A 26,738-nucleotide genomic window follows, 5' to 3' on the forward strand; every position below is an offset into this window, starting at 1 on the left:
TAAAAAGATAGTGCTTAAAACAAAAAAAAACGCCTAATTGCTGAGCGAATAATTACATTAGCCCAACAGAAAATTAACTAAAATTTATTGCTAAAAAACAATGGCAAAAACCTCAACTTCATTCTTTTGCAAAAACTGCGGTGCTTCATCAACCAAATGGATAGGTAAATGCCCCAGCTGTGGTGAGTGGAATACTTATGTAGAAGAAGTTATTCATAAAGAAAAAACTGATTATAAAAGTACCTGGAAAGAAACCGGTATTGTTAAACGTGCGTTAAAACCAACGCCCATTAATGCAGTGGAGCAAGGCAGCCAAGTAAGAATAAATTTAAAAGATGGGGAACTGAGTCGTGTACTTGGAGGTGGCTTGGTACCGGGCTCGGTGGTTTTAATAGGTGGTGAACCGGGCATTGGCAAATCTACTTTACTACTGCAAATAGCTTTACAGTTTCCTAACAATACCAAGGTGCTTTATATTAGTGGCGAGGAAAGCGATACGCAAATAAAAATGCGTGCAGAACGCTTGCCTTTTAGCAACGACAATTGTTATTTATTTACGGAAACATCTACCCAAAAAATTGGCAAGGCTTTTCAGGAGTTACAACCTGATGTGGTAATAGTTGATTCTATTCAAACTTTACAAAGTGAATTGATTGATGCCACACCGGGCAGCATATCGCAAATAAAGGAAACCGCCAGCGATATGATACGCTTTGCAAAAGAAACAGGGACACCTGTTTTTTTAATTGGCCATATTACTAAAGATGGAACCATAGCCGGACCCAAATTGTTGGAACACATGGTTGATACGGTACTGCAATTTGAAGGTGACCGACACCATGTATACAGAATATTACGTACTACTAAAAACCGATTTGGCAGTACTAGTGAAATTGGTATTTACGAAATGCAAAATGGTGGTTTAAGGGAGGTTTCCAATCCATCAGAAATACTAATAAGCCAGCGGGATGAAGCTTTGAGTGGTGTGAGTATTTCTGCTACCATTGAAGGTATGCGCCCTTTGTTAATTGAAACACAAGCTTTGGTTAGCCAAGCCGTATATGGCACACCTCAACGCAACAGCAATGGTTACGATACCAAACGCTTAAACATGTTATTAGCAGTACTGGAAAAAAAATGTGGTTTGCGCATGGGCATGCAGGATGTATTTATCAATATAGCTGGTGGTTTAAGAATTGAGGATCCAGGCATTGATTTAAGTATTATTGCGGCTATTGTTTCCAGTTATGAAAACATTGCTATTGACAGTAAAATATGTTTTGTGGGTGAGGTTGGTTTGAGTGGTGAAATAAGGGCGGTTAACCGTATTGAACAACGCATAAGCGAAGCGGAAAAATTAGGCTTTACAACTATTTACCTTTCTAAATTTAACAAGCTGCCTAAAAACAATGCTATTAAAATTATAGAGGTAAGTAAAATAGAAGAACTGCTCAGTTATTTGTTTGGGTAATTGAATTATTGAAAAAATGAAAGATTGGTTTAAATATAAATACGGCTTTGTAAATATTGACGATGAAAATATATATTTTACAAGCACTGGCAATTGGACCGAAACTAAAAAACTTCAAGAAAAAGGAATCCAAAAATCGAATAAAATACGAAAGATAAGAATTCAAACTTTTTTGGTAGTTAGCTTTGTTGCAAGCGCTGTAATAATATTTACAAGTTTGGCAAACGGGAATGTAAGTCTTTTGCTTTTATTTGGGTTACCAATAGCCCTGTTTTCTATTTATAATTATTTAAAAACCGGTATTGGCGAAAACTACAAATTACCCATCCATAATATAATTTCAATTACAATTGCAGACCATACAGCCATGATTGAATTTACTTATTTAGAAAATAAAATTGGCATAGAAAAACTTGAAAGGGTGGAAGAAAAAGGGAAAAAGCTATTAGAAAGCATTATGCTAAAAAAATAAATGTGTAAGTAGATTTTACTACTTATGTTTGCCACGTTACATGAACAGGAATCTTTCAGACGGTATTAATTTATTATCAAAACTAAATGGTAAACGTTTGCTTAATGCGGTTAAATTATATACCAGTTACTATTTATCAAAAACCATAAAAAAACCGGTGCAGTGGGGTATGCCCCTGAGCATGGAAATAGAACCTACTACCAGCTGTAATTTACGTTGCCCGCAATGCCCAAGCGGATTAAGAGAATTTACCCGCGATACGGGTATGCTTGATTTAACCCTGTATAAAAAAATAATTGATGAGCTACATCCTGAATTGGTTTGGCTTATTTTATACTTTCAGGGTGAACCATTTTTAAACAAAAGCTTTTTGGAGTTTGTAAAATATGCTGCTGCTAAAAATATATATACCGCTACCAGCAGCAACGCCCATTATTTTACGGATGAAATGGCAAAAGCTACGGTTGAATCGGGCTTGGACCGATTGATTATTTCTATTGACGGAACCACGCAGGATACTTATGGCAAATACCGCATTGGCGGTAAAATAGAAAAAGTAATTGAAGGCACACAAAACCTATTGAAATGGAAAAAGGAACTGGGTTTAAAAACACCTCATATTATTTGGCAGTTCATAGCCTTTAAACATAACGAACACCAGATACCTGAAATAAAAAAGCTGGCTAAAGAAATTGGTGTAGATGAATTAGGAATAAAAACTGCCCAGATATACGACTACCAAACAAGCGATGCTTTTATTCCTGAAAACGATAGCTTGAGTCGTTATAGTAAAACGGAAGACGGCTATCAAATAAAAAATAAACTGCTAAACCAATGTTGGCGTATGTGGCGTGGCAGTGTAATTACCTGGGACGGATTGGTGGTACCTTGTTGTTTTGATAAGGATGCAACACACCGTTTTGGCAATGTAAGTACTGATAGTTTTAAGGATGTTTGGCAAGGCACGCAATACAATAACTTTAGAAAAGCTATATTAAAAAGCCGTAAGGAAATTGACATTTGTACCAACTGTACCGAAGGTACTAAGGTTTGGAACTAATCTAACACATAAACGGTAAAACCTATCGGTAACTGACCCGGCTTTTTGGGTCTTACTCCTTTTAAATTAGGACCATCTAAATCGGTGATATTTAAATCTATTTCGGTAAATGTTAATACACTTTCTGAAGGCAATTTTGCAATAGCGGTACAAGCTTCTTTACCAAAAAAATTTCCTTTTACAGTGAATGTATTTTTTGTTTTTTCAGGAGCACCCATCGGGTTTGATGTAGTTAGTAAAAGGGAAAAACCTGTTATACAATTTTTGCGTGCCATATGGCCAATTTTAGGTGCCAGTACTATACGGGGTGTACCTACTTTAAAAAAAGTTTCTTTTACTTCTATGCTTTTATATAAATCTATTTGCTCAAACCCATTATCTAAATACAAGTAATAACCTGCTTTCATTTTGGTTAAAGTAGGGTGTTCCTTTTGTGGTTGTTGCTGAGTAGTAAAACTACTTAGCGTAAGCAAGCTCATTAAAATGATGGCAACTTGTTTTATCATACTGTTAAAAACTAATTGGTGTAAATATATTGTTTATGTTTTTGATGTACTATTAAAAATTTCTTATTTAACTAAAAACCTACATCCATGTTCTCCGTAGGCTGCCCCACCTGGGTTGTTTTTTTCTTGGTAAATGGGTTTTCATTGCTTCCAAAACGATAGCTTAATGAGAAAGTACCTATTCTGCTTTCGCGTTTACGCATTCCATCATACACAAAATTGGTTCCATCCTGCCTTACGTTAAACTGTCGTATATCAAAAATATCGGTTACGTTTAATCCTAACTGCAACTTACCTTTCATAAAGTCTTTGCGCAAGCCCGCATCTACTCCATTCATACCACTAATGGTATTTTGTCCGTTACGCATAGGTGCCATATACATTCCGTTGGCCTGAAAGAAAAAACCTTTTGGTAAGGGTAAGCTATACGTAAAACGTGCATTCCATGTGGTTATTTCCGATTGTAAATCGCTTAATACATTGCTGCCATTAATTACATTTCTAAACCAGTTTCCACTTAACATGATGGAGCCTAATTTATCAAAACTATACCTTACTATTACTTCTACACCTGTGTTTTCTGATGAACTAAAATTATAAAATGTCATGATTGATTGCCCCGTTAATTCATTCACGGTTCTTAAACGCGATATCATGTTTTCTGTATAGCGATAATAAACAGTGGTACTAAAGTTCAATTTTTTAAACTGGGTTAAATAATTCAACTCTACACTATGAATATACTCGGGTCTGATTTCAGGATTGCCTTTGCGTAAATTAATAGAATCGCTATAATCAACAAATGGGTTTAGGGCTTCCATGTTGGGCCTGTTTACTCTGCGGCTATAGCCAAACTGTATATCTTGTGTTTTGGTTAATGCATATTTTACATAACCGCTAGGAAAAAGGTTAAAGTAATCTCTGCTAAAAGAGCTATCGGTTGTTTTTGAATTGCCTTCGGTTAAAGCAAACTCTGCACGCAAACCAGCCTGAAAATCGAACCTTCCTTTTTTGGTGCTAAACATAGTATAGGCAGCGTTTACCTGCTCTTTGTATAAAAAGTGATTGCTGATTTTTGCATCGTAATCAAACTCATTTGAACCTGCGTTTAAGCGTTTGCCAACCTGGTCGTTATCTATTAAACGATTGGTTGTTTTTAAGCCATTTTCCCATTTACCAAACGTTAGCGGTAACTGGTAATCAACCTGTGCAATAAACGTAGTAAAGTTATTGGTGTTTTGGTTGCGCTGCATAGGTATGGGTGCAGGATTGTTATAATCATCAATGGCACTTCTATTGTTATTGCTTATAGTAGCACTGGCTGTTAAATCCGATTTATTTTTCTTACTTGTTTTCTTATAATCTACCGTAGCGTCTAAGGTTAAATTATCTTCAGTACTATAGTTGTTTCTTTTAAAATTGGCCGAAGGTTGTTTTTCGTTATCAAAATAATCAAACTGAATATATTCGGGTTTGTTACTAATGTTACTGCTTATGCCACCTGAAACGCTTAAGGTATTATAGTTGTTTAAAAATAAATCTACTCCTACTCTGCCTGTATGAAAATTGTTTACGTTATGTCCGTCTGATTTGCTGGTAAAAGAATTGTTAACAGTATCGAAAAAATTTTGCTGCTCGCCTCTTCCATAAAACTCTCTGCGCTCATGTCGGTACGAGTAATTTCCGTATAGGTTATATTTGGCGGTGCGGTTGTTTAAACCGAGGTTGAATGAATATTTATCTCTGGTACCAACGGTAGCTTGCGTATTGGCATTAAAGCCTTTCAGCTTGTCTTTTTTTGTTTTTATATTGATAATGCCTGCCATTCCATCTGCATCGTATTTAGCGGACGGATTGGTAATTACTTCTACTTCGCTAATGGCATTAGCCGGTAGCTGTTGCAGTATAGCCTGGCGATTGGCTCCTGTTAGTGTACTTGGTTTCCCATCTATTAAAATGGTTACATTTTCGCTACCACGTAAACTAATTTTCCCATCCATGTCTACATTTACGGAAGGGATATTTTGTAATACATCGGTGGCTGAGCCGCCTATATTGGTTATATTTTTGCCAACGTTGTATGTTTTTTTATCTAACTGATTGCTAAAGTCAGTTCGCTCGCTGTTTATTTCTACTTGCTTTAAAGTTTTAGAAGTGGCTTCTAACTGAATAACTCCTATATCGAGTAAGGTTTCTTGTAGTGTTATTTTAAATATTGGGCTCAGGGTACTTTTATAACCAATAAAACTGGCCTTTAACCTGTATATGCCGTAAGGAATATTCTCTAATTTTATTTCGCCTTTTTTGGTGGTAGTAGTTCCGTTTATGGTTACTGAATCGGGCATGCGTTGTAACGAAACAGTAACATACTCAATGGGCTTATTGGTTTTACCATCGGTAAAGGTAGCCAATACTACACCGGGAGCAGGTACAGGCTGAACGGTTCTTGGATTGCCGGGTTGAGCTAAAGCGGTTAAGCTAAAATATAAAGCACAAAGGCTTAAAAGTAATTTATTCAAAATGGGTAATACGTTTTAAATAAGTATAAATGCGTTTAGTTGAAAAATGTTTCGTAGCGCAAATACTTAGTTTTTAACAGGGGACATATTTTATAACGTTCATCGTGGGTATCGTTATAAACGGCTTCTAATACTTCGTACACATTTTTAACGCCTATTTTATCAGCCCACTCAAATGGCCCTAACGGATAGTTGGTTCCTAACTTCATGCTAATATCAATATCGGCCATGGTAGCAGTGCCTTCCTGTAAAGTATAACAGGCTTCGTTTATAATCATACAAACTACACGAGGTGTTACCATACCTACTCTGTCTGCTACTATTTTATACTCCCAGTTTAATGCAGTTAAGGTAGTAGCCAACGTGGCTGTATATTTTTCATCGGCTATGCTTACTTCAAGCAGATTTCTGTTTATAAATGTATCAATGCTATTGATACCGAACAATGGAAAATGAACAACTTCTTTAGCAGCATGTAACATACCTGCTAAACTATTTTTTACAGCACAAACAAAAACCGGGGTACTTGTTAAACCCACATAAGGGGTAAAGGAATGTGCATCCTTTTCATCGAAACTCAAATCAAAAAATGCATCGTATATGCCATCTTGTAAAATAAAGTTTGTATTTTCGTCCATACAATCTATCTCATAATCAGCCGATGAAAGTTTTTGTTTCAATTCTTCTATTCTTTTGCTGTTTCCTTTTGCCAAAATTTTCATATTCGCAGCAAATTAAATCTAACAAAACTAAAAACCCCAAAAAAATGGAAAAGAAAATTATTACCAGCCCCAATGCCCCTGCTCCTATCGGTCCGTACAGCCATTCTGTATTAATAGGAAATACTTTGTACACCAGCGGACAAGTGGCTAAGGATGCCACCACAGGCGAAATGATACAAACTAATATTAAGGCTGAAACGGCTAAAGTAATGGAAAACTTAAAAGCTATATTGGAAGTGGCCGGAATGAATTTTAGCCATGTGGTAAAAACAACTATTTACTGTACTGATTTGGGCGATTTTGCAGCCATTAACGAAGTATATGGCAGTTATTTTACTACGGATTTTCCGGCTCGCGAAACAGTACAAGTTGTAAAATTACCACTAAATGCCAACGTTGAAATAAGTGTAGTAGCTGTTAATTAATGAGACATTCAACCCAAAACTTAGTTTCTATTACTTTTCACCCAGTATTTATTAATACTATCGGGTTGCTATTGTTATTTATTTTATTCCCTTCGTTAGCGGCACTTAATACCAAAGGTAAAAACATAATTATATTACTTATAACTGCCTTTACTACTATTATGCCTATGCTGGCAGTATTAACTTTAAAACTAACCAAACAAATAAGTAGTTTTGAGTTAAGGGATAAAAACGAACGCAAATGGCCTTTTGCCATTACTGCTTTGGGTTATATAGTTAGTTTTTATATGCTGCAAAAGGTTGGTGTATCAACCATTATTTTAAAATACTTATTGGCTTGTAGCGGTACAGTAGTATGTATTGCCATTATTAATAATTTTTGGAAAATAAGTGTGCACATGGCCAGTATTGGTTCTGTTTTAGGCTTATTGGTTATGGTTAATATTTTTACGCAACAGGACCTTCGTATTCCTATTTTGGTTACGCTATTGGTAGCCGGTGCGGTGGGTACTGCCCGTTTATTCGCTATGGCTCATAACACATTGCAACTTTTAGCCGGTTTGACTTTGGGCTTTACCTGGATGATTATTGCTTTATAACTAAATCTATTTTCTACTTAGAATTTATAAAAAAAGCCGTTGACAAAATTTGCCAACGGCTTTTTAGTAACTTATGTTTTAGTTACCTACTTGCATACATTTTATCGTAGTACTTGGCATAATCGCCACTGGTTACCTCGTCCATCCACTGTTGGTTATTCATGTACCAGTTAATGGTTTCTTCTATACCTTGTTCAAACTGTAAACTTGGTTCCCAGCCTAATTCTTTCATTATTTTATTGGCATCAATAGCATAACGTAAATCGTGGCCCGCTCTGTCAGTTACATAAGTAATTAACTTTTCACTTTCTCCTGCCGGGCGACCTAAAATTTTATCCATTGTTTTACAGATTACTTTTATCAAGTCAATGTTAGTCCACTCATTAAAGCCACCTATATTATAGGTTTCGCCAACTTTACCATTGTGGTAAACTACATCAATAGCACGGGCATGGTCAACTACGTATAACCAATCGCGTACATTTTCTCCTTTACCGTAAACGGGTAATGGTTTGTTGTTTCTTATATTATTAATAAACAACGGCACTAATTTTTCCGGAAACTGGTTAGGTCCGTAGTTATTAGAACAATTGGTTAATACTACCGGTATTTTATAGGTATTGTAATATGCTCTTACAAAATGATCGCTGGCTGCTTTACTGGCTGAGTATGGGCTTTGCGGATCGTACGAAGTAGTTTCTAAAAAGAAACTGCCATCGTGTAAACTGCCATATACTTCATCGGTTGATACGTGGTAAAACAGCTTACCTTCCATATTACCTTTCCAGCATTCTTTGGCTGCATTTAACAAATTAACGGTTCCAACCACATTGGTCATAACAAACTCCATCGGGTTGGTTATACTTCTGTCTACATGGCTTTCGGCTGCTAAATGTATAACCGAATCAAATTGGTGCTCATTGAATAAATTATTAACCGCTGTTGCGTCCACCAAATCAACCCTTACAAAATGGTAATTGGGTGCATTTTCTATATCGGTCAGGTTTTTTAAATTACCTGCGTAGGTCAGTTTATCTAAATTGTATATTTGGTAATCGGGGTATTTATTTACAAACAAACGTACTACATGCGAGCCTATAAAACCTGCTCCTCCCGTTATTAATATTTTTCTTGACATAATGTTTTGCTTCTAGCAACTAGCTTCTGGCAGCTAGCTATTTTTATAAAAACTATTTTACTGCCAGCAGCCAGATGCCGGCAGCCAGATGCTATTTACTAGCTAAATGTTTTTCCCAAGCCCAGGCTGTTTGCATACAACTATCTAAATCGTGTTCGGTTTTCCAACCTAATACGTTAGCGGCCTTATCGCAATTGGCATAAATCTGTACCACATCGCCTGCTCTGCGTGGACCTATTTTATAATTTACTTTTTCGCCTGTTACTTTTTCAAACGACTGTATTACTTCTAACACGGAGTTACCGTTACCGGTGCCCAGGTTAAATACATTATAACTTTCGGTATATTTTTTTTGTTGTAAAAACTCAATGGCTTTTACGTGTGCTTTGGCTAAATCAACTACGTGTATATAATCGCGTAAGCAAGTTCCATCGGGTGTTGGGTAATCGTTGCCAAAAACGGTTAATACTTCGCGTTTGCCAATAGCAGTTTGGGTTATAAAGGGTACTAAGTTATTGGGTACGCCAATGGGCAACTCGCCAATTAAAGCTGAGCTGTGTGCTCCTACCGGATTGAAATAACGCAACGATACTACTTTTAAATCACTGGCTTGTGTATAGTCAAACAATACTTCTTCGCAAATTTGTTTGGTATTACCATAAGGCGATTGTGCCTCTGCCTTGGCTGTGTTTTCATCAACCGGAGGGTTAGCCTCGCCATAAACGGTACACGATGAAGAGAACGCAATTTGATTGATGCCTGCAGCCTGCATAGCGTACAATAAATTAACCGTTCCGCCTACATTGTTTTCGTAATATTTTAAAGGATTTTTTACGCTTTCGCCAACGGCTTTAAATGCAGCAAAATGTATTACTGCATCTATTCCTTTTTGGCTCACTAAAAAATCGGTTAAGGCTTTTTTATCTCTTATATCAACTTGGGTAAAGGCTACTTTTTTACCTGTTATTTTTTCAATGCTATCTAATACGTCCGGGTATGAGTTATCGAAATTATCAATTGCCACTACTTCGTGTCCTGCATTATATAATTCAACAATGGTATGCGAACCTATATAACCAGTTCCGCCTGTAACAAGTATTTTCATTTATTTAAAATATTAAGCAAAAATGGTTTTGCATTTATAGGGTGCAAAATAATGGTTTTGCTCAAAATATAGTATGGGCAGTTGTTTTTTTCTATATAGCATTCCTTCGTTTTTTTGTACATATTTGTCAATTGGACAAAAACATGAATCTATTGCATGGGTAAACTTTACACTCTTTTTATATTACTTTTCTTATATGCAAGTACTTGTATGGCCCAGCAGGCAAGCATACGCGGGTACGTAATTGATAAAAGCACTCAAAAACCAATAGAGTATGTAGTAGTTTCTATAAACAAAGGCGCACAAACCATTACAGATAGTACCGGCTTTTTTAAACTGGTTACAGTATATGGCAAGCATACTTTAAAGCTTTCGTTTATTGGTTACCGAACGGAATACTACAATGTAGACCTTGATGAAGGGGCTAATAAACTTATTACTATTGAGCTGGAAGCCTTTAATAACCAGATGGACCAAATTGTTATATCCGGCTCACGCGAAGGGAAAAAGGTAGCCAAAGAAATTGCTTCGGTCAGTATCATCAAACCTTATTTAATTGAAAATACCAACTCCACTGATTTATCGCAAGTAATAAACCGGTTGCCGGGTGTACAGGTAGCCGATGGGCAAGCAAGTATTAGAGGCGGTGTGGGTTGGAGTTATGGAACAGGTAACAGGATTGCTGTTTTGCTGGATGACATGCCTTTGTTGGGTGCTGATTTGGGCGATGCCCGCTGGAAGTTTTTACCTATTGAGGCGGCTGAACAAATTGAAGTAATTAAAGGAGCTGCTTCTGTTTTGTATGGCTCGGCCGCTTTAAACGGAACCATTAATGTGCGCACCGGCTGGCCTACCAGAAAGCCTCAAACCAAAATACAGGCTTACCAAGGTATTTCGCAAAACTTTGACAGGGGTTATATTAACTGGTGGGAATACTCTACGCAGCCTTTTAACAATGGTATGTTTTTTTCGCACAAACAAATGTTTGGTAATTTTGATTTGGTGCTGAGCGGAAATCTTTCGAGTACTCGCAGTCACCTACAATATACAGACGAATTCAGGGCGAGAACTTATGTAAAAACGCGTTACAGACCTCAATCAAATAAGAACTTAACTTTTGGGTTGAATGGTAATTTTATGATGGAGAAATCAGGCAGCTTTTTTTTATGGGCTGATGCTGATACGGGAACGCTTAAACAGTTTAATGGCTCTAAGCCGGCTGATAATTTATACCGTATATTTAGTATTGATCCTCATTTGGATTTAAAGCATGGTAACATGATGCATGCATTTAAATTCAGAATGTACCAGATAGCTCGCTTAATTGATAAAGCGCGTTACCCCAAGGATGATGATGCGATTGCTAATTTGTATGCTTTTGACTATAACAATAAATACAAAATAAATACTTATTTTACTTTGAACAGCGGGGTGTATACTACGGCTTTTCAAGCCGTAAACGGTATATACAAGGGCTCGTTTGGCGGCTTAACAGGGGCAGTTTATTCGCAGGCTGATTTCACTTATAAAAAACTAATTATTACGGGTGGACTTCGTTATGAGGTGATAGCGCAAGATACGAGTAAGGTGGAGAAGGCCTTGTTAAAACGTATTGGCTTAAACTACCAAATTGCTAAAAAAACGTATTTGCGCACTAACTATTCTGAAGGTTACAGGGTGCCTACTATCAGCGAGAAATTTATCAATGACCGGGTTTCATTTTTAAGCATATCGCCCAACCCTAATTTAGTACCTGAAAAAGGATGGACCGCTGAAATTGGTATTCAGCAGGGTTTTAAAATTGCCAACTTTGTAGCTTCACTAGACGCTGCCTTTTTTATTCAGGATTACGATAGTATGATTGATTTTAAGTTTGGACAACACAGTGAAGTTACACCTGAGAATCCTTTTCCATTGGGCTTTAAAGCTTTTAACGTAGGCCATGTACGCGCAGGTGGATTTGATTTAAGCCTGCAAGGCGAAGGAAAAATAAAAGATTTGATGATTCGTATATTAACGGGTTATACTTACTCATTACCTGTTAATTTAAGCGCTGATAACAGCCTGAATAATTATGGCAATTACTTTAACTTATTTATGGAAAGCTTGGGTGTAGCGAAAGCAGATAGTGGTACTTATTTGCAAAGGGTAATGCTCTCGTACCGCAACAGAACTACCGCTAAATTTGATTTGGATTTGACGTATAAAAGGGCTTCGTTTGGCTATAGTGTTTTTTATTATAGTATTTACGAAAAGGTAGATGATTTTGTAATGTTATTGCCTGGTGTTAAACAATTTTTTAAGCGAGCCGGTACGGCTGATATTGTACACAATATCCGTTTTGGTTATAAGCCTAACCAAAACCTTTCGGTTAACTTTTTAATTAACAACTTAACCAACCACGAGTATGCTACCCGCCCCGGTAAGGTTGACCCTCCCAGAACTTTTGTAGCACAGGTAGTGTTTGCATTTTAAAATCGGTATTTTGTCAGAATGAAAAAACCAATTAACATTAACTATAAAACGACATTCATAAGCATTGGACTATTTATTGTTGGCGGTGTTTCTACTTTTTTATTTGAAGAATACTATAGACAATTGGTGAGGTTTTCTTTCAACTATTTTAATGGAGATAATATTCGATTCATTGGTAAAAATTTTCATCTATTTCCAAGCAACAGCTTTATTATTGCCTTTGGACTTTTTACTTCATTGGCCTTTTTATTGCTAAAATTTTCAAACACAACTCGCAGCATCATACAAAAATGTTTTTTTAGTATTTTATTCTTTTTTATAACAAGCATTTGCATAACAGCTTTAGATAGTAAAAGAATAATTGTGGAGTGTACTGCCTGTGACGATGGCATTGTACCATTGCAGTACAATGAAATTACCTACTCCAAGTACTTTATTATTAGCTTATCAATAACACTCATTTATTTACTCATAACCTTTTTTATAGAACGTAGGCAACTGAAAAAATAAATAATGCTTGCAGAGTAATAAACCCGAAATTATTGTTTGATAAGTTTAGCTGTATAGTTAGTTTGTCCGTTTGAAATGAAAACCTGGTACAAACCATTTGGCAAATGTCCTACCTCTATTTTGTTACCTAATGGATTGATTTTATTCAAAACTTCTTTTCCGGTATTTTCTATTACCCGCACTTGTGTAAGACCATTTTCGGAAGAAGGAATATCAAAAGTAAAATAATTGGAAGTAGGGCAAGGATATAGGTTTATGGTTTGGCTGCGAGTTAAGTTATTTAAACCATTACTTTTTGCTTTTTGTACTATAAGCTGAGTTAAAAAAGTTCTATCTCCTCCTTTATGCCCTTCAAAATTAGAATTAAAAGCGCCATAAAAAACGACTGTATCTACATCGGGTGCAACCCAATTAAACGACCAAGACTTACTATCTACTCCCTCTACTCCAGCTGCTTTGTACGTAATGTATTTGTTATTTCCTACTAATTTGGTAGTAGTAGTGTCGGTTATTTTTAGTTCACCCAATAAGTCACCACGTAGGTTTTGTGGCGATATTAAAAAACCAAATCGGGTGGCTCCTTCTTCTGTGTTGGTAGCAGTAATGGTATATGTTTTTCCTGGTATGTACCCGTTAGCGGGTATGTCGGAACTAATCCAATCATATACATCAACAGCTTCACCTCCATGGCAAGCCGTACAGTTTTTTAAACTATCGCCCGGTGATCCGGTATAGCCCGGTTCTGTTCCATCCTTCTTGCCTAGCGTTTGGCTACCAAACGACTGTAACATGACTACTATAATTAACCCAAGTATTGTGTAGAGTATATTTTTTTTCATATAGTTATCGTTTTCACATGCAATATATTAATTAAAAAATATCTAAGCTATTTATTGGCAATTAATTTTTTTTGTGTAACTATTTTGAATTTGTCCATTTCAATGTTAACCAGATACCCGCTAACATCCCAAGTCCAAATGAAATGGCAGACAACCCGACAAAGCTTAACATTTGAAATTTTATTCCACTACCTAAAAGTATGCTTAATCCAACTGTAATGAAAAAGAATGAACCAAAATGAAAGAAAGACAATGGTCGTTTCAGAGTAAGTGGATTATCATTCCAAGTTGGTTTTATTATTTCTCGTTTAAGAAATACTTCATTGAATTTTGCAATAAAAAGTATTGCAATACTTCCAAAAACAAAAGGCAATAAAATCGATAAAAATCCTTTTTCTCCTTGTACTGCAATTGGCAATACTAAATTAGGTAATGCTAAAACTGCAAGAATAATAGCTTTAACTTTTCCTGTCTTATTCCAGTTTGTCATTCATTTATATTTTAATTAATCACACAAAATAAACTCTTTCTTCTCTGCAAGGTGTGGAGTCATTTCAACCGATTTTTTATAATTGGTACAAGCCTCCTCTTTTTGTCCGAGTTTCCATTGCGCTTTGGCTTTAATCAATAATAAATAGTCAATATTGCCACTGTATTTCATGGCTACATCATAATCGGCAATGGCTTTTTCATACTGCCCTTTTTCGTAAAATGCCTCGCCACGCATGGCATACAAATAAAAATCTTGCTTTCCCCCGGTTAATTTTATGGCTTCATTAAGCTGTGCAATGGCTAAGTCATATTGCTTTAAAACTATCAATTGCCTTGCATAGTTACGCCTTGCCTGCCAGTATTTAGGGTTCAGCTTAACTGCTAAGCTATATTCTTTGGCTGCAATAACAGTAGTCAAACTATCATTAGGCCAACAACCTTTTGTTCTGTTATTAGCCGATTCAAAATATTGTTGAGCAGTTTTTAATTGCTTAAATTGATGACATGGATTTTGGGTAGTATCAATGACAGGCAATCTATTCTTTGATGTATTCGGTTTTTCAGCGGAATAAGCATCAGCAAATAATCCAATCAGTACAAAAATCAATAGTGTCTTTTTCATTGTTGTTAGTTTATACCTTAATCTATTTGCAAGATATTAAAACATTAGAGTGATGCACGAACCAAGTTATTCTAAATGCATTTCTGTATTTCTTTTAATTTCTGTCGCTAGGTCGGGTCTATTTGTTTTTATTGTTGAACTAAACATTTCCTGAACAAATGGTGCCACCAAATATTGAACTCCTTCTTCTGGCTCCATACCCATTTCAACGGCATCCATATAGTCTTCAGACATCAAATAATGATCATTAAGAGTAGCTATGTATGCAAAATGAAGAATAAAAATATTTTCAATATCTTTAGCAAAACGGTCAAGATGTTCTAACCTTTTATTAGAATATACATTATTATCATTTGAAAGTAAATTATGAAAATAATTGTAGTGAGTATGGTCATTACAGCGGGCTCTTAGATTTTTGTAGCGGTCATCATAGTAAAGTAATGCATTTATAGATTTTAATTTATTTGAGGAACGAATATAGTTTGACATTATAGCAAATGCAGGAAATTTTTCTTTACCCTTCAACCAATTATCTATTTTTTCAACAATAAAATCATCCATACTAAAATTGTCCTGCAAATACAAGTTCGAATACACGTTAATAATTGTGGAGTCATAGTATTTTCGAAGCAGAGCATAGGAGTCATTAATACGACCTTTTAAAAGAATGTCTTTAATTGATTCAATAGTTCCACTGATTGATGAATAAGTATACGTGTCTATATTTATTATACCATGTGTCCCGGAAGTTTTGAAAGGCATTACAGCAAATGAGATATCTTTGTAGAAGTCTGAATACTTTACTAACTGCTCGAAAAGAGAATGGCTTTTGTATTTATCGTTAATCATTTAGTCATTTTATTATACATGGCTCGCTGAAGTATCTGTTTTAAATTTGTATTGTCTGGCATGACAAACATAATAGCGAAGATAAAACTTTCAATTTATACCTCACTTAACAATGCAACAACATTACACAAAAAAAGCCCTTGGTGTCTTTCAACAACAAGGGCTTTTTATAGTATAAAATGTAAGTGCTTATGGTTTAATAACCGTTACATCGTATTCGTATTTTTTAGCTACGCCATTTAATTTAAAATTATCAACTACTACGTGGTATTTAACATCGGCTGTTGAGGTGGTATTAATGCCTGTTGGTTCCCATACTACCGTTTGGTCGCCATAGCCATCATCGGTACTCGATATAATAGTTACCGGAACATCAGCTCCTTGTGCGTCTGTCATTTTTACAGTTACGGCCGATAAATCAACACCTGAAAAGAATGAGTTTGGATTGCTAATACCTAACGACCATCTGGCATAGGCTAAACTTTGCGGTATGTAAGCAGGTGGGTAAGCAATATAAGCAGGTGCATTGCTTGGTAAAGGATCTGCTGTATGTTCAATACAATGTAAAACAGAAGAACCAACGGTACTTCCTAATCCGTATTCTTTAGCTCTTGAAAAAAGCATCCATCTTCTGTGTCCTACTGCTTTGTTACCTGCTCCAGTATCTTCAATCCAACCAGAAATGGTTCTTGACGAATGGTAACTAGGAGTACCTAATGCTATATTGCTAATACCTGCTACATCTGCTCCTTCTTGCGTAAAACATTTCCATGTTGATGGTGGGGTGTGGCTTAATGCATTGTTAGCATACATCATTAAGGCTGCTTGTTGGCAACCGACAAGCCATGCCTGATTCCAAACCATATTGTAAGGTAAACCACAAATTTTGCGGAAATAGTTAAGTCTTACCAACGAACGGTCCAAAGCAACTTGCGAAATAGTACCCGGGTTACAACTGGCTGAATTACCGCTCCATGCCAATTCAACATCTGTTACATTGGTGGTTAAATACATTTCATTGTAATCTTTAACGGCTTGTTCTCTGGCAGTTAAATTGGTGTTTTGTTGTGTGGTGCTGGTGGTTGAAGAACTTGAATCGTCTTTCGAACAACCAACAAAAAGAAGTATTGCTATACTGAAAGCAATAGGTAATTTATTTATCTGTTTCATTGGTGCAATAATAATTCATTCCTTTTTGCCAGCAAAGTGTGGCTTTGTAAATAAATCATTACGCAAAGGCAGTTTTAATGGTTGGTGAGGACACCAACCATGGGCGGAAAAACAACAAACGTAGAGACGTTGCACGCAACGTCTTAAAAACCAAAGCAAATATCCTCCGCTAGCGCACGCCACAGGCGTGCGCTCGTAAAAATACAAAGACGTTGCGTGCAACGTCTCTACAAAGTGCCAACCCACTATTTAATAAAAGAGTGTTTTCCCTACTAAAAAAGGGTATTTCTACTACCAAGAAAGGGTATTTCTACTCTTTTATTTACAAAATATATTAGAGAGCATTGTATAAACAATAAATACAAATAATATGAAATCAAAAGTTTTAACTTTCGTAGTAGTTCTAACAACTTTCACAAGTGTTCAGGCTCAAATGTATGAGACAAAAAATTATGTTATCATACCAAAAGATATTGAAGTTATAAAAACTGGCAAGGTCGAAAACTGTAATAAAAATATTGAAAAAGGTTCAATTGTTATATCGGAACAAAAAAAGAAAAATGGGGAGTTTGATGTTACCATCATAAAAGTAGACACCTTAAAAAATAATAAAGATTTACCATTTGACAAGGAAGTGGAAGTTAAATTTAAGTCACTACCCGGATATGCTAACATAACTGTTAATGAAAAAGACAACTCAATTTTGCAGGTCAATTACTGGCTTAGCAAGAAAGAAACTATTAAAGCAGGGACATCAATTAGAGTAATTAAAATGAAACTAAATTGTGACGGTAAATATGAAGTGGATAAACAAGATGATAAACCAAGAATCCTTTCAAATGATTCAATTGTATATTTGTGTAAAGCCTCAGAATCTGAAAAGAGCGAAGAGTGGTTTGTGAATAGTGATATAGTCATTGAAGTATATAAGGATTCTAAAGTTAATCATTACTTTGTAAATAAATATGATAGGAATGGAAATTATTCCATTAAACTAAAAAACAGACAATATTTATCTTACAAGAAAAAAGGATTTGAATTTGGTGCTATTACTATACCTTTTAAATATCGCTTTGAGGACACAAAAACAGTTAATGGACAAGAAGTTAAAGCAAATAGCGAATTTATTGCTGACGCAAATCTTGGTTTATTTGCTGGCTACAAATTTTCAAGGTATCGTGTAAGATATGAAGGAGGCAAACTAAAAGACCTTTCAAATCTTGGCTGTACTCTTGGTGGTTTCCTTAACGTATCATCTGCAAGTATTGACTCATTATCAACAACATTTTCGGATAATCCCTTAAAAACAGACGAGAAATTAAGTATCGGACTAATATCACCAGGATTAGGTGCAATGTTTACAGTTTACAATGTCCAAATTGGTGGTTTTGTTGGTTGGGACTTTGGTTTCGGACAAAACGGAAAGAAATGGAATTTTAACGGCAGACCTTGGGTTGGTTTTGGACTTGGATATAGTTTGAGCAGCTTTTGGAAAAAATAACTACACGTAACTAGGGGTTTGCGATAGCGAGGGCAAAACATAACTGTGCATAAAAAAAAGCAAGCTATTTGTAGTGTAAAATAATAAAATACTTTTGTGTATAGGAATAAAAAATAATGCAAATCTACCCCATAATCATATATATGATTAGTTACCTCCTTTAAAACAGTAGGGTAAACCATGACAGAAGATAAAAGATACACTGGACAAATAAGCGACAAAGATGTTTTCTTATCCATAATGGAAGAATTACGTTATCGTAATAGAGAAAATCATTACCGTGAATATGATATTTTAAAATCATGTGGTATTGTTAGACAATTACTCCTTGATGGTAACAAATCTTTATATGACAAGGTAAACAGACAACATAAATTAAAAACAAAATATAAAATATTTGATTATAAAGATGAAGTACTTAATGGTAATTTTTGGTATAAAAGCATTTATCCTTATAGACTCCCATATACAGAATTAAAACTTGCTGACTTTTTAGAATTACATATTATATCAGAAAATAATAATATTTATAACGTAAGAGAATTAATATTATATGGTGCAAATACTGGAGGCGTTCATTCTATAACATTTAAGAAAGAAAGTAAAGATGGTATACTTCAAAACATGAAAGGTATAATAAATATAGAAGGAATTTCAAAATTCTTAGCAATGCAAAACATTTGCATGGTAGTTATTGATGCATTAATGCCATTAGAGGAATTAATAAAAAAAACAGCGGAAGATTCTTATTTATAAATACTCTATTTGCAATTACTAAACTCTCCAACTATATACAGAATACCTATTATTGATATAACTTATTTTAGGTGTTTTAACAATTTTGGTTTTTGGCTTTGGTTTCGGTTTTGGCTTTAATTTTTTAACAATAACTTGTCTGGGTGGGTCACAACGAGAGCATGCACTTAAACCCATGTTTAAAGCTTCTTGCAAACTACACTCATAGTCGCTTCTGCGTAAATATTGACAACCATCAGAATGGTATTTTTTGCCAGTTCTTGTGTAATGAACTGTTTGCGCTATTGCAACCATTGTTACAATAGTTAATGATAGGAGTAGTAATAGTTTTTTCATAGTTTAAATTTTGAATACAACCTTACTCCTAATATTTGAACCTTGTCAAGAGTAGAAATACCCTTTTTTCGTAGTAAAACACTCTTTTTCAGTTTAAACAAAAAAGCCCTTGTACCTGTAGTACAAGGGCTTTTTGTTGTTTAATAAATATTACTGTTTTAAGTAGTAGGCTTAGCTTATTGGCTTTTGCTTCTTTAAATCTTTATAAATTTCTTTGGCAAGTTGCTTCATATCGTTATAATTATTTTTAAGGCTTATGTATTTGCCACGATTTAAAAGACCTACGTAATAGGTATGCACCTGTTCGTTTTGTGCCCGATTGGTATAACCCATAAGGGTCATTACCTTATCGCCAATGTTGGTATAGTATTGTTCAGCCTCAAGGTCTAAACTCATTAATACATTAACGAGTTTGGTATTAATTAAATCGTCTAAAATAAGAGAGGCAATAAATTTGTTTTTGTTTTTAAGCTTCATGATATATTATAATTTGATACAAAAATATATTGTATTGTAATATTTTGCAATAGGTTTTTATATTATATTTTGATATACTCATATAAAAATGTAATGTACATTATTACATAATTGTATTGCAGTGCTTTACAAAAGATATTTATGGCTAAAGAAATCAAAATGAATAGGATTAAAGATGTTTTGCAAGAGCAAGGTAGAACTCAAACTTGGTTAGCTGAGAAAATAGATAAAAGTTATGTGGTTGTAACAAATTACTGTAACAACAATTCGCAGCCAAGCATTCCGGTATTGCGGCAGATTGCAAAAGAACTTGATATAGATGTGAGAGAATTATTAATACCTACAAAGGAGTAATAAACCATTAAAGAAGTTATAAGACTTGCATGATATGCAAGTCTTTTTTATTTAAAAATTTCCTTATTTATATTTATTTAAACAAAAAGCCCTTGTATGTTGTACAAGGGCTTTTTGTTTAATGATTGCTTACATGTTTTAAGCAGTAGGTGTAACAGGAGGTTCTTCATCCGGAGGAGTCGGGTTCTCGTTATCAACGGCTAACAAACCAAAGTTAAAGTAACTGTTAAAAGCAGCTTCGTTACCAATAGTACGGGCAGCTATCAATAGTACACATGCCGTTAAATGCTCAGTCAGTGCTTTTCTGTTTTTCTTCAATTCTGTTTGAGATGATTTTTTGTTAGATTTCGATGATACTTGTGTATCCCTCGCATCAACATAAGCAGTTTGTAAAGTAGCCAAATTGCCTACAAAATCATTTGAAAATTGAGCAGCGTATTTGGTAGCAGTAGCACTGTACCTGAACAGCAATACTTTTATTCCCTCAACGGTAGCATTGCGGTACTCGCTGATTCCTTGCGGATAAAACTCCGTGTAGATAGGCGTGTTTTTACCAAACTTTGATTTAATAGCTCCCTCTTCGCGGGAAACAAATTCTATAATAGCATCGTAGGCTTCCTGGCGGCTCATGGTGCCGCCCTTTTGTACAGCGCTATGAGTGCTCAGCTCACCATAACTGGTAACAAAATCCTGATGTAAACTAATCAGCAGGGTTTTGTCGGCAGTGGGTAGTACGGAATTTTGCATGGTAGTTAATCTGCTGATTAAATCTACTGCAAATAGGTTTAGCTCGTTACGACTAAACGTGTCGCTTACGAACAAATTTCTGGTTAATTTGGAGTAAAGCATATTTGAAATTAATTTTTACTATTAACGCAAGCCAAAAAAATTTCGTGTTAAATTATTTAAGAAATTTTATAAAAATATTTTTTGAAGTACTCCTTCAAAAATGAAGGTATATAAAATTAGTTAAGGTATGACACCTTGAAAACTCAAGGTGTATAAAATTACTTAATGTAGTACTCCTTCAAAACTGAAGGTGTATAAAATTAGTTAAGGTATGGCACCTTGAAAACTCAAGGTGTATAAAATTACTTAATGTAGTACTCCTTCAAAAATGAAGGAGCATAAAATTAGTTAAGGTATGACACCTTGAAAACTCAAGGTGTATAAAACTACTTAATTTGGTACTCCTTCAAAACTGAAGGTGTATAAAAACAGATTAATGGCTTTATTTGCCATATGTTAAGTGGATACCCTATTTATAATTTTTTAACTTTTTTGATGCCTTCATTAAACACACTTATTATATCAACATCTTCCTTTGAATTTTGCTCTAGTAACTTTTTCCATATTTCAAGTGGTTCATCAGTTATTTCTTCACCCCAATAATTTGAAAGCTTAGTGTAAGGAGTATCACATATAATTCTTTTTATATCATTGGCCCTTAAGAAGAGATTGTAAATTAATCTACTAACAACTACGGGGTTTCCATTTACAGAAATTGTTTGCTTGCCTCCAGCAGTAAAATTATCCCTAAGAGATGCTGAAACAGCATTATAGTTTTTAATTAGATAGGGAGCAGCTCTATCGAACTTAGTAGTACTTTTACCAAACATTTCAGGAAATAAAACAAAGCACTCATTAATAAACTGTTCTTTCATTGTTTTTTCCAGTTTATTAAAGGATTGTATAATCGGGCTAACTGCTGGGTCTTCTGAAGTCTCACTTATCCACCAAAGCTCTTCGCCTTGTTTTAATTGCTTTTTATAATATTCCTTTATTCTCTTTATTGGATTAGTTTCTTTTCTGAAATTATCATATGGAATTCCTAGTTTGTTGAAAATTGATAAACCTTCTTGTAAATCCATATCAATTTTATACCGTGGTGAATGTGTTACACCTACATCATAAAGGCAATCTTGATATTTACGATATTTTATGTTGAAATCGTTACCAAATTTACCAAAAAACATATAAATCGTTTCAACGCTGCCAATCCTTGTTGATTCAAGTACACTATTACCTGTAGAAATCCATTTATCTGCACTTGTCATTTTTACTTCAACGCCAAATAGTTTTTTGGCAATAATATCTGGAAAAGCATGTACACTTGTTTGCTCTATATACCCTTCAAAATCCGTCTGTAAAGAGGATAATATCATTTCATTGTAGACATCAGTTTCAAAAGTATTTCCATTAACTACCTTTGGAAATTTTTGTTCATACTTCTTTATTATCTTGTTCTTAGTAACTTCTAATAAAGAGGTAAATTGGTCTTCGGGGATATTTTCCTTATTTACGTAAATCATTTATTGAGGTAATGTGTATCAAGAAATTTCTCTACAGATTTTGCAATATTCCATCCCAATACAGGGGGAACAGCATTACCTATTTGTTTGTATGCACTTGATGTTGATGGGTAAAATATAAAGTTGTCTGGGAATGTTTGTATTCTAGCTGCTTCTCTTGCAGAAAGTCTTCTGTTGCCATTCCAATGAAATTCAATATTTCCATGATGTTCAGCTCTCATGGTTGGACTTATCTTATCTTTAGAGGTAATGCTGTTACCTTGTGTGCCTTTAAGCATTTTTGCTTTTGACCAAAAGTGATTATGAGCTTCCCCCTCAATCTTATTTTCCAAATCAGATATAGTATGTTCCAAAGTTACCCAATTTTCCTTTGTATGAGTTGGTTTTGGGAAATCAAATTCTGGTAACCCTCTTTTTTTATCAGTGCCAACAATTAATACTCTTTCTCTATTCTGTGGAACACCAAAATCTGCTGCATGATGTAATTTATATACAACGCTATATCCTAGTTCAGCAAAATCTTTAATTATTGTTTCTATAGCTTTTCCGTTATCCATGCTTAAAAGGCCTTTTACGTTTTCTGCCACAAAAATTGCAGGGCGAGTATTTTGAACAGCTAAAACCATACTTTTATATAGTTTGCCTCTATTACCTTCAAATCCTTTTCTTTTACCTGCTATACTAAAATCTTGACATGGAAACCCACCGAGGACAACATCTGCTTTGGATGGCATTTTAGGGCTAGATTGAGGGTATCTATCATTTAATAATTCCGATATATCACCACAAACAATTGGAGATTCAAAATTTTTAGAAAAAGTTTCACATGCTTTTGAGTCAAAATCATTTGCCCAAATAATTTTGAACTTTCTTTTTGAATACTTTTTACCTAAAACGTCAAAACCGCCCTTAAATCCTAAATCTAAACCACCGCATCCACTAAAAAGAGATATTACTTCATATCCTTTTGTATTTTTCATGCTTTTATTCTTGTTAAGTTTTTATATGTTAATATGTATTTATTAAAACGATTTAGTAATAACTGAAATCGTCAGCATTATTGTTAAAATTTTAAAGCAACTTGATCACATTAACAGTAATGATTGTTTACTAACTTGTTGTTTAAACAATAGTTAGCCTTTACCCAAAATGTTTCAACCATATTTATATGCTGTCTACGAACATATTCATTTTCTTTGTGTTTTATAGCCGCCTTATTAAAATCTTTAGACAGTTCCTTCTAAAATGTCCTATTAATCTATGATTACCATGAGACCTATTTTTACCATTTTTTCAACAATTTACCATTAGTGTGTTTAAGTTGTTCATTGTCAAAACTTATCAATAATCCTAAATATTTAATAGTTTTTGGGATTCAGCAAAATACATTTCTTTTTCAATCTTTTATTTTACCAGCATATATATATTTATTTATCTACGAATTTATAAATAGATAAACCCGACAAACAAATGCTTAAAACCCCAACAAAATAAAGACACTTAGTAGTAAATACAGTATTTTACAAGTATAAAAAGAGTATTTATACTATAAAAAATAGAGTATTTTCCCTACAAAAAAAGAGTACTTTCCCTATTGTTTATATATTTTTTAGTATATTATTTTGTGATGTACAATTTTCAGTAGCTACGAAATGAGACAAAAATTAAATGAATTTTTCACAAACCATTAAATTAAAACACAACAAAATGAAAAAGAAATTATTATTGATGATGGGAGTATCGCTCCTATCGCTTTCTATTAGTTATGCTAAGTACCCTGTTTTAAAAAGGGAAACAAACGGGGGTGGCATATTTGGTTATGCCAGCACCAAGGAGGAGTGGGGAGTGTGGGACGATGGGCGAGGCGGGCATAAAAGCGGTTGGGCAGTAGAGTGTAATGGCGCTGGATTAACCCGTTGTCCTAAATTAGGGGAAATGATAAGGCCCACGTTGCCGCCTGATTTTGATGCCACGCAGTACGAAACCTGTATGGATTTACAAAACTATGTGTACGACCAGGTGGCAACAGGTGTAACCACAGGTGGTAAAGCGGTGAAGGTAAAAGTGGAGGGTGAGAGTACCACCAGGTTGTATGAGCTAACATGGGACTTTAGCAACGGAAACGAATCTTATACCATTACCAGGGATGATATAACACTTCCTTACTAAATTTTACACTTAATCAATTACACCATTGTGTAACAGAAGCCCTTTCATTTCTGTTCGCAATGGTGTTTTATATAAAAACATATGCATTTAAATAAATATACACAAACCCTGTTTGTGCTCTTTTTTAATACGCTTGCGTTAAGCCTGCTGTTGGCTACTGCCAAGGCTCAACCCATAGCGGAAAAACATTTTACCCAACTGCTGAAATTTGATAGTTTGGTATTTATTGATGATGCAGCCGCTAATGCTTCGGGGAAAAAGCCCAAAACAAAAGTAACAGGCGATACCTGTTACCTTAACTTTTACGACCGTGAATCTAATCAGGATACTTTTACCCTGCTAAAAATAAATATACATAACAAGCATTTTTCAAAACAAAGCTTTGTAATTACGGGCTTGCATTTGTTAATGGAAGACGGAAGGGTAATTGTAAATGATTTTGATATAAATTCTACCCACCTGACCTTATTGGTTGACCATACCTTATTTATTCACGCTTTGCAAAACAATAAGACAAGCAAGGTAAATTTCGATGCCTATTCCGGTTACGAACAAGTCAAGTTGTTTTCATCGTATTTGGTATTAGCCAAATCGTACGATACCTATAACCCTTTCAGAAAAGTAGTTAAGACTGAAGTGGCCCTGTTTGATTTAGCATCGCAAAAAATTACCAAGACCATACAACCTACTGTAAACGATATAGAACTAACTCATACACCCGTAAAACCCATTACTTTTTTTAACGATAAAATTATAGTAGCGCAAAACAACAGCTATAGTTTTACGGTGTACGACTCTTTACTCAATATAGTTCAAACGGTGACCGATTACAAAATTTTACAGCATACTTTCAATGCTGAAAAACTACGCAAGCTGAACGGCAGAAACAGTTCTGCGCTTTTCTCCTACTTGGGTGAAAACTTCTTTAAATACGGCCTGCTGGAAAGTATAAAGCCTGTTAACGAAAATACTTTTGTGGTGCGCTACCATAACGGTGATAAAAAATATACTGATTGCCGCCTGCTTGATATTTGGCAAAGGGATAGCACTGACGATGAATATAAATTTACCGGAACAACCTACCTGAGTGATTATATTCAACACCATAACACTTTGGCTAAAGACAGTGCATTTATATATAACAAGGACAATTACTTTGAGTATACGGAAGACGCTATTTATTGGCAAAACAACAAAATGGTAAGGATTAGTATGGAGCAAAAAGTATATCCTTTGGGTTATAGCTTAAAGCAGCTTAGCCGGATTAAGAAGGATTTATATACTAAAACCAAACCTGTGGTATGTGTTTCATTCTTTAATGTAATTTACTAATGTATAAGTATCTGTTTTTACTCTGCTGGCTTGTTGGGCTTACCCATGTTGGCTATGCGCAAAACATAAAAAAAAGTTTTGAAAGCCTTACTTATTTAAGCTTGCAAGGCGATACCGTAAAACCCTTACCCACTAAAAATCGTATTTATATTTGTGTAGGTTCCAACTCTTGTGGCTTGTGCTTTTTTCAACTCGAAGCATTTTTAAACACGCTTGATACGAGTAGATTTGAATTGGCTCTGCTCATACAATCAACCCATACCAATAAGTATTTGGTTCAAAGTAAAAACAGCTTTATTAAAAAAATAAAAACGGTTTACCATATACCCATAAGCAATGATTATGAAAGGGATTGCAAAGAGGGTTTGTTTAAACGCATTAATGCCTGTGGCAACCCTGCTGTTATTATAGCCACTAAAAACAATGGGCTTATTGAACTGATTAAATACAAAAAGGTATTTACCAATAATGGTGACTTATCTCTCTATTTTAAAACACGCATTACCACATTTTTAAAGTAGTTGCTT

28 protein-coding genes are annotated in these 26,738 nt (G+C 34.8%); 13 read left to right on the forward strand and 15 right to left on the reverse strand.

Annotated elements, in window-relative coordinates:
• Window positions 1–100 precede the first annotated feature (100 nt).
• The 3 genes from radA to V4538_00285 are packed head-to-tail and all read left to right on the forward strand — an operon-like array spanning window position 101 to window position 3,003.
• Window positions 101–1,471 (forward strand): DNA repair protein RadA, encoded by a 1,371-nt coding sequence (gene radA / locus V4538_00275; GenBank protein MES2379443.1) that lies wholly within the window; start codon window positions 101–103, stop codon window positions 1,469–1,471.
• 16 nt (window positions 1,472–1,487) lie between these two features.
• Window positions 1,488–1,943 carry a hypothetical protein gene (locus V4538_00280; protein MES2379444.1) on the forward strand — a complete coding sequence of 152 codons (456 nt, stop codon included), beginning with the start codon at window positions 1,488–1,490 and terminating at the stop codon, window positions 1,941–1,943.
• 40 nt (window positions 1,944–1,983) lie between these two features.
• The gene (locus tag V4538_00285; GenBank protein MES2379445.1) at window positions 1,984–3,003 is read left to right on the forward strand and encodes a radical SAM/SPASM domain-containing protein; all 1,020 of its coding nucleotides are present in this window, start codon (window positions 1,984–1,986) and stop codon (window positions 3,001–3,003) included.
• On the opposite strand, the gene V4538_00290 is transcribed toward V4538_00285, so the two are convergent.
• From V4538_00290 to V4538_00300, 3 genes are all read right to left on the reverse strand, one after another.
• A complete protein-coding gene (locus V4538_00290) occupies window positions 3,000–3,509 on the reverse strand; it encodes a hypothetical protein (GenBank protein ID MES2379446.1) in 510 nt (169 codons plus the stop codon). The genes V4538_00285 and V4538_00290 overlap by 4 nt on opposite strands.
• A gap of 71 nt (window positions 3,510–3,580) precedes the next feature.
• On the reverse strand, window positions 3,581–6,028 hold the full coding sequence (locus V4538_00295) for a TonB-dependent receptor (protein ID MES2379447.1): 2,448 nt from the start codon (window positions 6,026–6,028) through the stop codon (window positions 3,581–3,583).
• Between the two features lie 35 nt (window positions 6,029–6,063).
• Window positions 6,064–6,750, reverse strand: coding sequence for a 3-hydroxyacyl-CoA dehydrogenase family protein (locus V4538_00300; protein ID MES2379448.1), 687 nt, complete (start codon window positions 6,748–6,750; stop codon window positions 6,064–6,066).
• Window positions 6,751–6,794: 44 nt separating this feature from the next.
• Here V4538_00300 and V4538_00305 point away from each other — a divergent pair, with 44 nt between their 5' ends.
• Together V4538_00305 and V4538_00310 are read left to right on the forward strand one after the other, a co-directional pair.
• Window positions 6,795–7,175, forward strand: coding sequence for a Rid family detoxifying hydrolase (locus V4538_00305; GenBank protein MES2379449.1), 381 nt, complete (start codon window positions 6,795–6,797; stop codon window positions 7,173–7,175).
• Window positions 7,175–7,774: a hypothetical protein gene (locus V4538_00310; protein ID MES2379450.1), complete on the forward strand. Its 600-nt coding sequence runs from the start codon at window positions 7,175–7,177 to the stop codon at window positions 7,772–7,774. Before V4538_00305 ends, V4538_00310 begins: the two co-directional genes overlap by 1 nt.
• Window positions 7,775–7,856: 82 nt before the next feature.
• Here V4538_00310 and rfbB read toward each other — a convergent pair whose 3' ends face one another.
• Complete coding sequence (rfbB, locus tag V4538_00315; GenBank protein ID MES2379451.1) at window positions 7,857–8,912, reverse strand: dTDP-glucose 4,6-dehydratase; 1,056 nt, start codon at window positions 8,910–8,912, stop codon at window positions 7,857–7,859.
• Window positions 8,913–9,003: 91 nt separating this feature from the next.
• Window positions 9,004–10,017, reverse strand: a complete 1,014-nt coding sequence (gene galE / locus V4538_00320) for a UDP-glucose 4-epimerase GalE (GenBank protein ID MES2379452.1) — start codon at window positions 10,015–10,017, stop codon at window positions 9,004–9,006.
• A 156-nt stretch (window positions 10,018–10,173) separates the two neighbouring features.
• On the opposite strand from galE, the gene V4538_00325 reads away from it, so the two are divergent.
• Window positions 10,174–12,492 carry a TonB-dependent receptor gene (locus V4538_00325; protein MES2379453.1) on the forward strand — a complete coding sequence of 773 codons (2,319 nt, stop codon included), beginning with the start codon at window positions 10,174–10,176 and terminating at the stop codon, window positions 12,490–12,492.
• 18 nt (window positions 12,493–12,510) lie between these two features.
• Entirely contained in the window at window positions 12,511–13,002 is a 492-nt protein-coding gene (locus V4538_00330) for a hypothetical protein (protein ID MES2379454.1), read from the forward strand.
• 29 nt (window positions 13,003–13,031) lie between these two features.
• On the opposite strand, the gene V4538_00335 is transcribed toward V4538_00330, so the two are convergent.
• The 5 genes from V4538_00335 to V4538_00355 all read right to left on the reverse strand — a co-directional run bounded on the left by V4538_00335 (window position 13,032) and on the right by V4538_00355 (window position 16,974).
• Entirely contained in the window at window positions 13,032–13,841 is an 810-nt protein-coding gene (locus V4538_00335; GenBank protein ID MES2379455.1) for a choice-of-anchor V domain-containing protein, read from the reverse strand.
• A gap of 79 nt (window positions 13,842–13,920) precedes the next feature.
• Window positions 13,921–14,331: a hypothetical protein gene (locus V4538_00340; GenBank protein MES2379456.1), complete on the reverse strand. Its 411-nt coding sequence runs from the start codon at window positions 14,329–14,331 to the stop codon at window positions 13,921–13,923.
• A 15-nt stretch (window positions 14,332–14,346) separates the two neighbouring features.
• Complete coding sequence (locus V4538_00345; protein MES2379457.1) at window positions 14,347–14,955, reverse strand: hypothetical protein; 609 nt, start codon at window positions 14,953–14,955, stop codon at window positions 14,347–14,349.
• Between the two features lie 66 nt (window positions 14,956–15,021).
• On the reverse strand, window positions 15,022–15,804 hold the full coding sequence (locus tag V4538_00350; protein ID MES2379458.1) for a hypothetical protein: 783 nt from the start codon (window positions 15,802–15,804) through the stop codon (window positions 15,022–15,024).
• Window positions 15,805–15,993: 189 nt separating this feature from the next.
• A complete protein-coding gene (locus tag V4538_00355) occupies window positions 15,994–16,974 on the reverse strand; it encodes a CAP domain-containing protein (protein ID MES2379459.1) in 981 nt (326 codons plus the stop codon).
• Window positions 16,975–17,344: 370 nt separating this feature from the next.
• On the opposite strand from V4538_00355, the gene V4538_00360 reads away from it, so the two are divergent.
• The gene (locus V4538_00360) at window positions 17,345–18,475 is read left to right on the forward strand and encodes a hypothetical protein (protein ID MES2379460.1); all 1,131 of its coding nucleotides are present in this window, start codon (window positions 17,345–17,347) and stop codon (window positions 18,473–18,475) included.
• A 180-nt stretch (window positions 18,476–18,655) separates the two neighbouring features.
• Entirely contained in the window at window positions 18,656–19,231 is a 576-nt protein-coding gene (locus V4538_00365) for a hypothetical protein (GenBank protein MES2379461.1), read from the forward strand.
• Window positions 19,232–19,249: 18 nt separating this feature from the next.
• On the opposite strand, the gene V4538_00370 is transcribed toward V4538_00365, so the two are convergent.
• A complete protein-coding gene (locus V4538_00370) occupies window positions 19,250–19,567 on the reverse strand; it encodes a hypothetical protein (GenBank protein MES2379462.1) in 318 nt (105 codons plus the stop codon).
• Window positions 19,568–19,738: 171 nt separating this feature from the next.
• A complete protein-coding gene (locus V4538_00375) occupies window positions 19,739–20,044 on the reverse strand; it encodes a hypothetical protein (GenBank protein MES2379463.1) in 306 nt (101 codons plus the stop codon).
• Window positions 20,045–20,185: 141 nt separating this feature from the next.
• On the opposite strand from V4538_00375, the gene V4538_00380 reads away from it, so the two are divergent.
• A complete protein-coding gene (locus V4538_00380) occupies window positions 20,186–20,398 on the forward strand; it encodes a helix-turn-helix transcriptional regulator (GenBank protein MES2379464.1) in 213 nt (70 codons plus the stop codon).
• A gap of 138 nt (window positions 20,399–20,536) precedes the next feature.
• On the opposite strand, the gene V4538_00385 is transcribed toward V4538_00380, so the two are convergent.
• The 3 genes from V4538_00385 to V4538_00395 form a co-directional block, all read right to left on the reverse strand.
• On the reverse strand, window positions 20,537–21,247 hold the full coding sequence (locus V4538_00385; protein MES2379465.1) for a hypothetical protein: 711 nt from the start codon (window positions 21,245–21,247) through the stop codon (window positions 20,537–20,539).
• Between the two features lie 413 nt (window positions 21,248–21,660).
• Window positions 21,661–22,710, reverse strand: a complete 1,050-nt coding sequence (locus tag V4538_00390) for a hypothetical protein (protein MES2379466.1) — start codon at window positions 22,708–22,710, stop codon at window positions 21,661–21,663.
• Window positions 22,707–23,690, reverse strand: coding sequence for a DNA cytosine methyltransferase (locus V4538_00395; protein MES2379467.1), 984 nt, complete (start codon window positions 23,688–23,690; stop codon window positions 22,707–22,709). The genes V4538_00390 and V4538_00395 overlap by 4 nt, the downstream gene beginning before the upstream one ends.
• A gap of 727 nt (window positions 23,691–24,417) precedes the next feature.
• On the opposite strand from V4538_00395, the gene V4538_00400 reads away from it, so the two are divergent.
• The 3 genes from V4538_00400 (at window position 24,418) to V4538_00410 (ending at window position 26,732) form a co-directional block, all read left to right on the forward strand.
• Window positions 24,418–24,879 (forward strand): hypothetical protein, encoded by a 462-nt coding sequence (locus tag V4538_00400; GenBank protein ID MES2379468.1) that lies wholly within the window; start codon window positions 24,418–24,420, stop codon window positions 24,877–24,879.
• Between the two features lie 81 nt (window positions 24,880–24,960).
• On the forward strand, window positions 24,961–26,211 hold the full coding sequence (locus V4538_00405) for a hypothetical protein (GenBank protein MES2379469.1): 1,251 nt from the start codon (window positions 24,961–24,963) through the stop codon (window positions 26,209–26,211).
• On the forward strand, window positions 26,211–26,732 hold the full coding sequence (locus V4538_00410) for a hypothetical protein (GenBank protein ID MES2379470.1): 522 nt from the start codon (window positions 26,211–26,213) through the stop codon (window positions 26,730–26,732). Before V4538_00405 ends, V4538_00410 begins: the two co-directional genes overlap by 1 nt.
• Window positions 26,733–26,738: the final 6 nt, after the last annotated feature.

The sequence above is a fragment of the Bacteroidota bacterium genome (assembly GCA_040388375.1).
Classification (GTDB): Bacteria; Bacteroidota; Bacteroidia; order UKL13-3; family UKL13-3; genus JAAFJM01.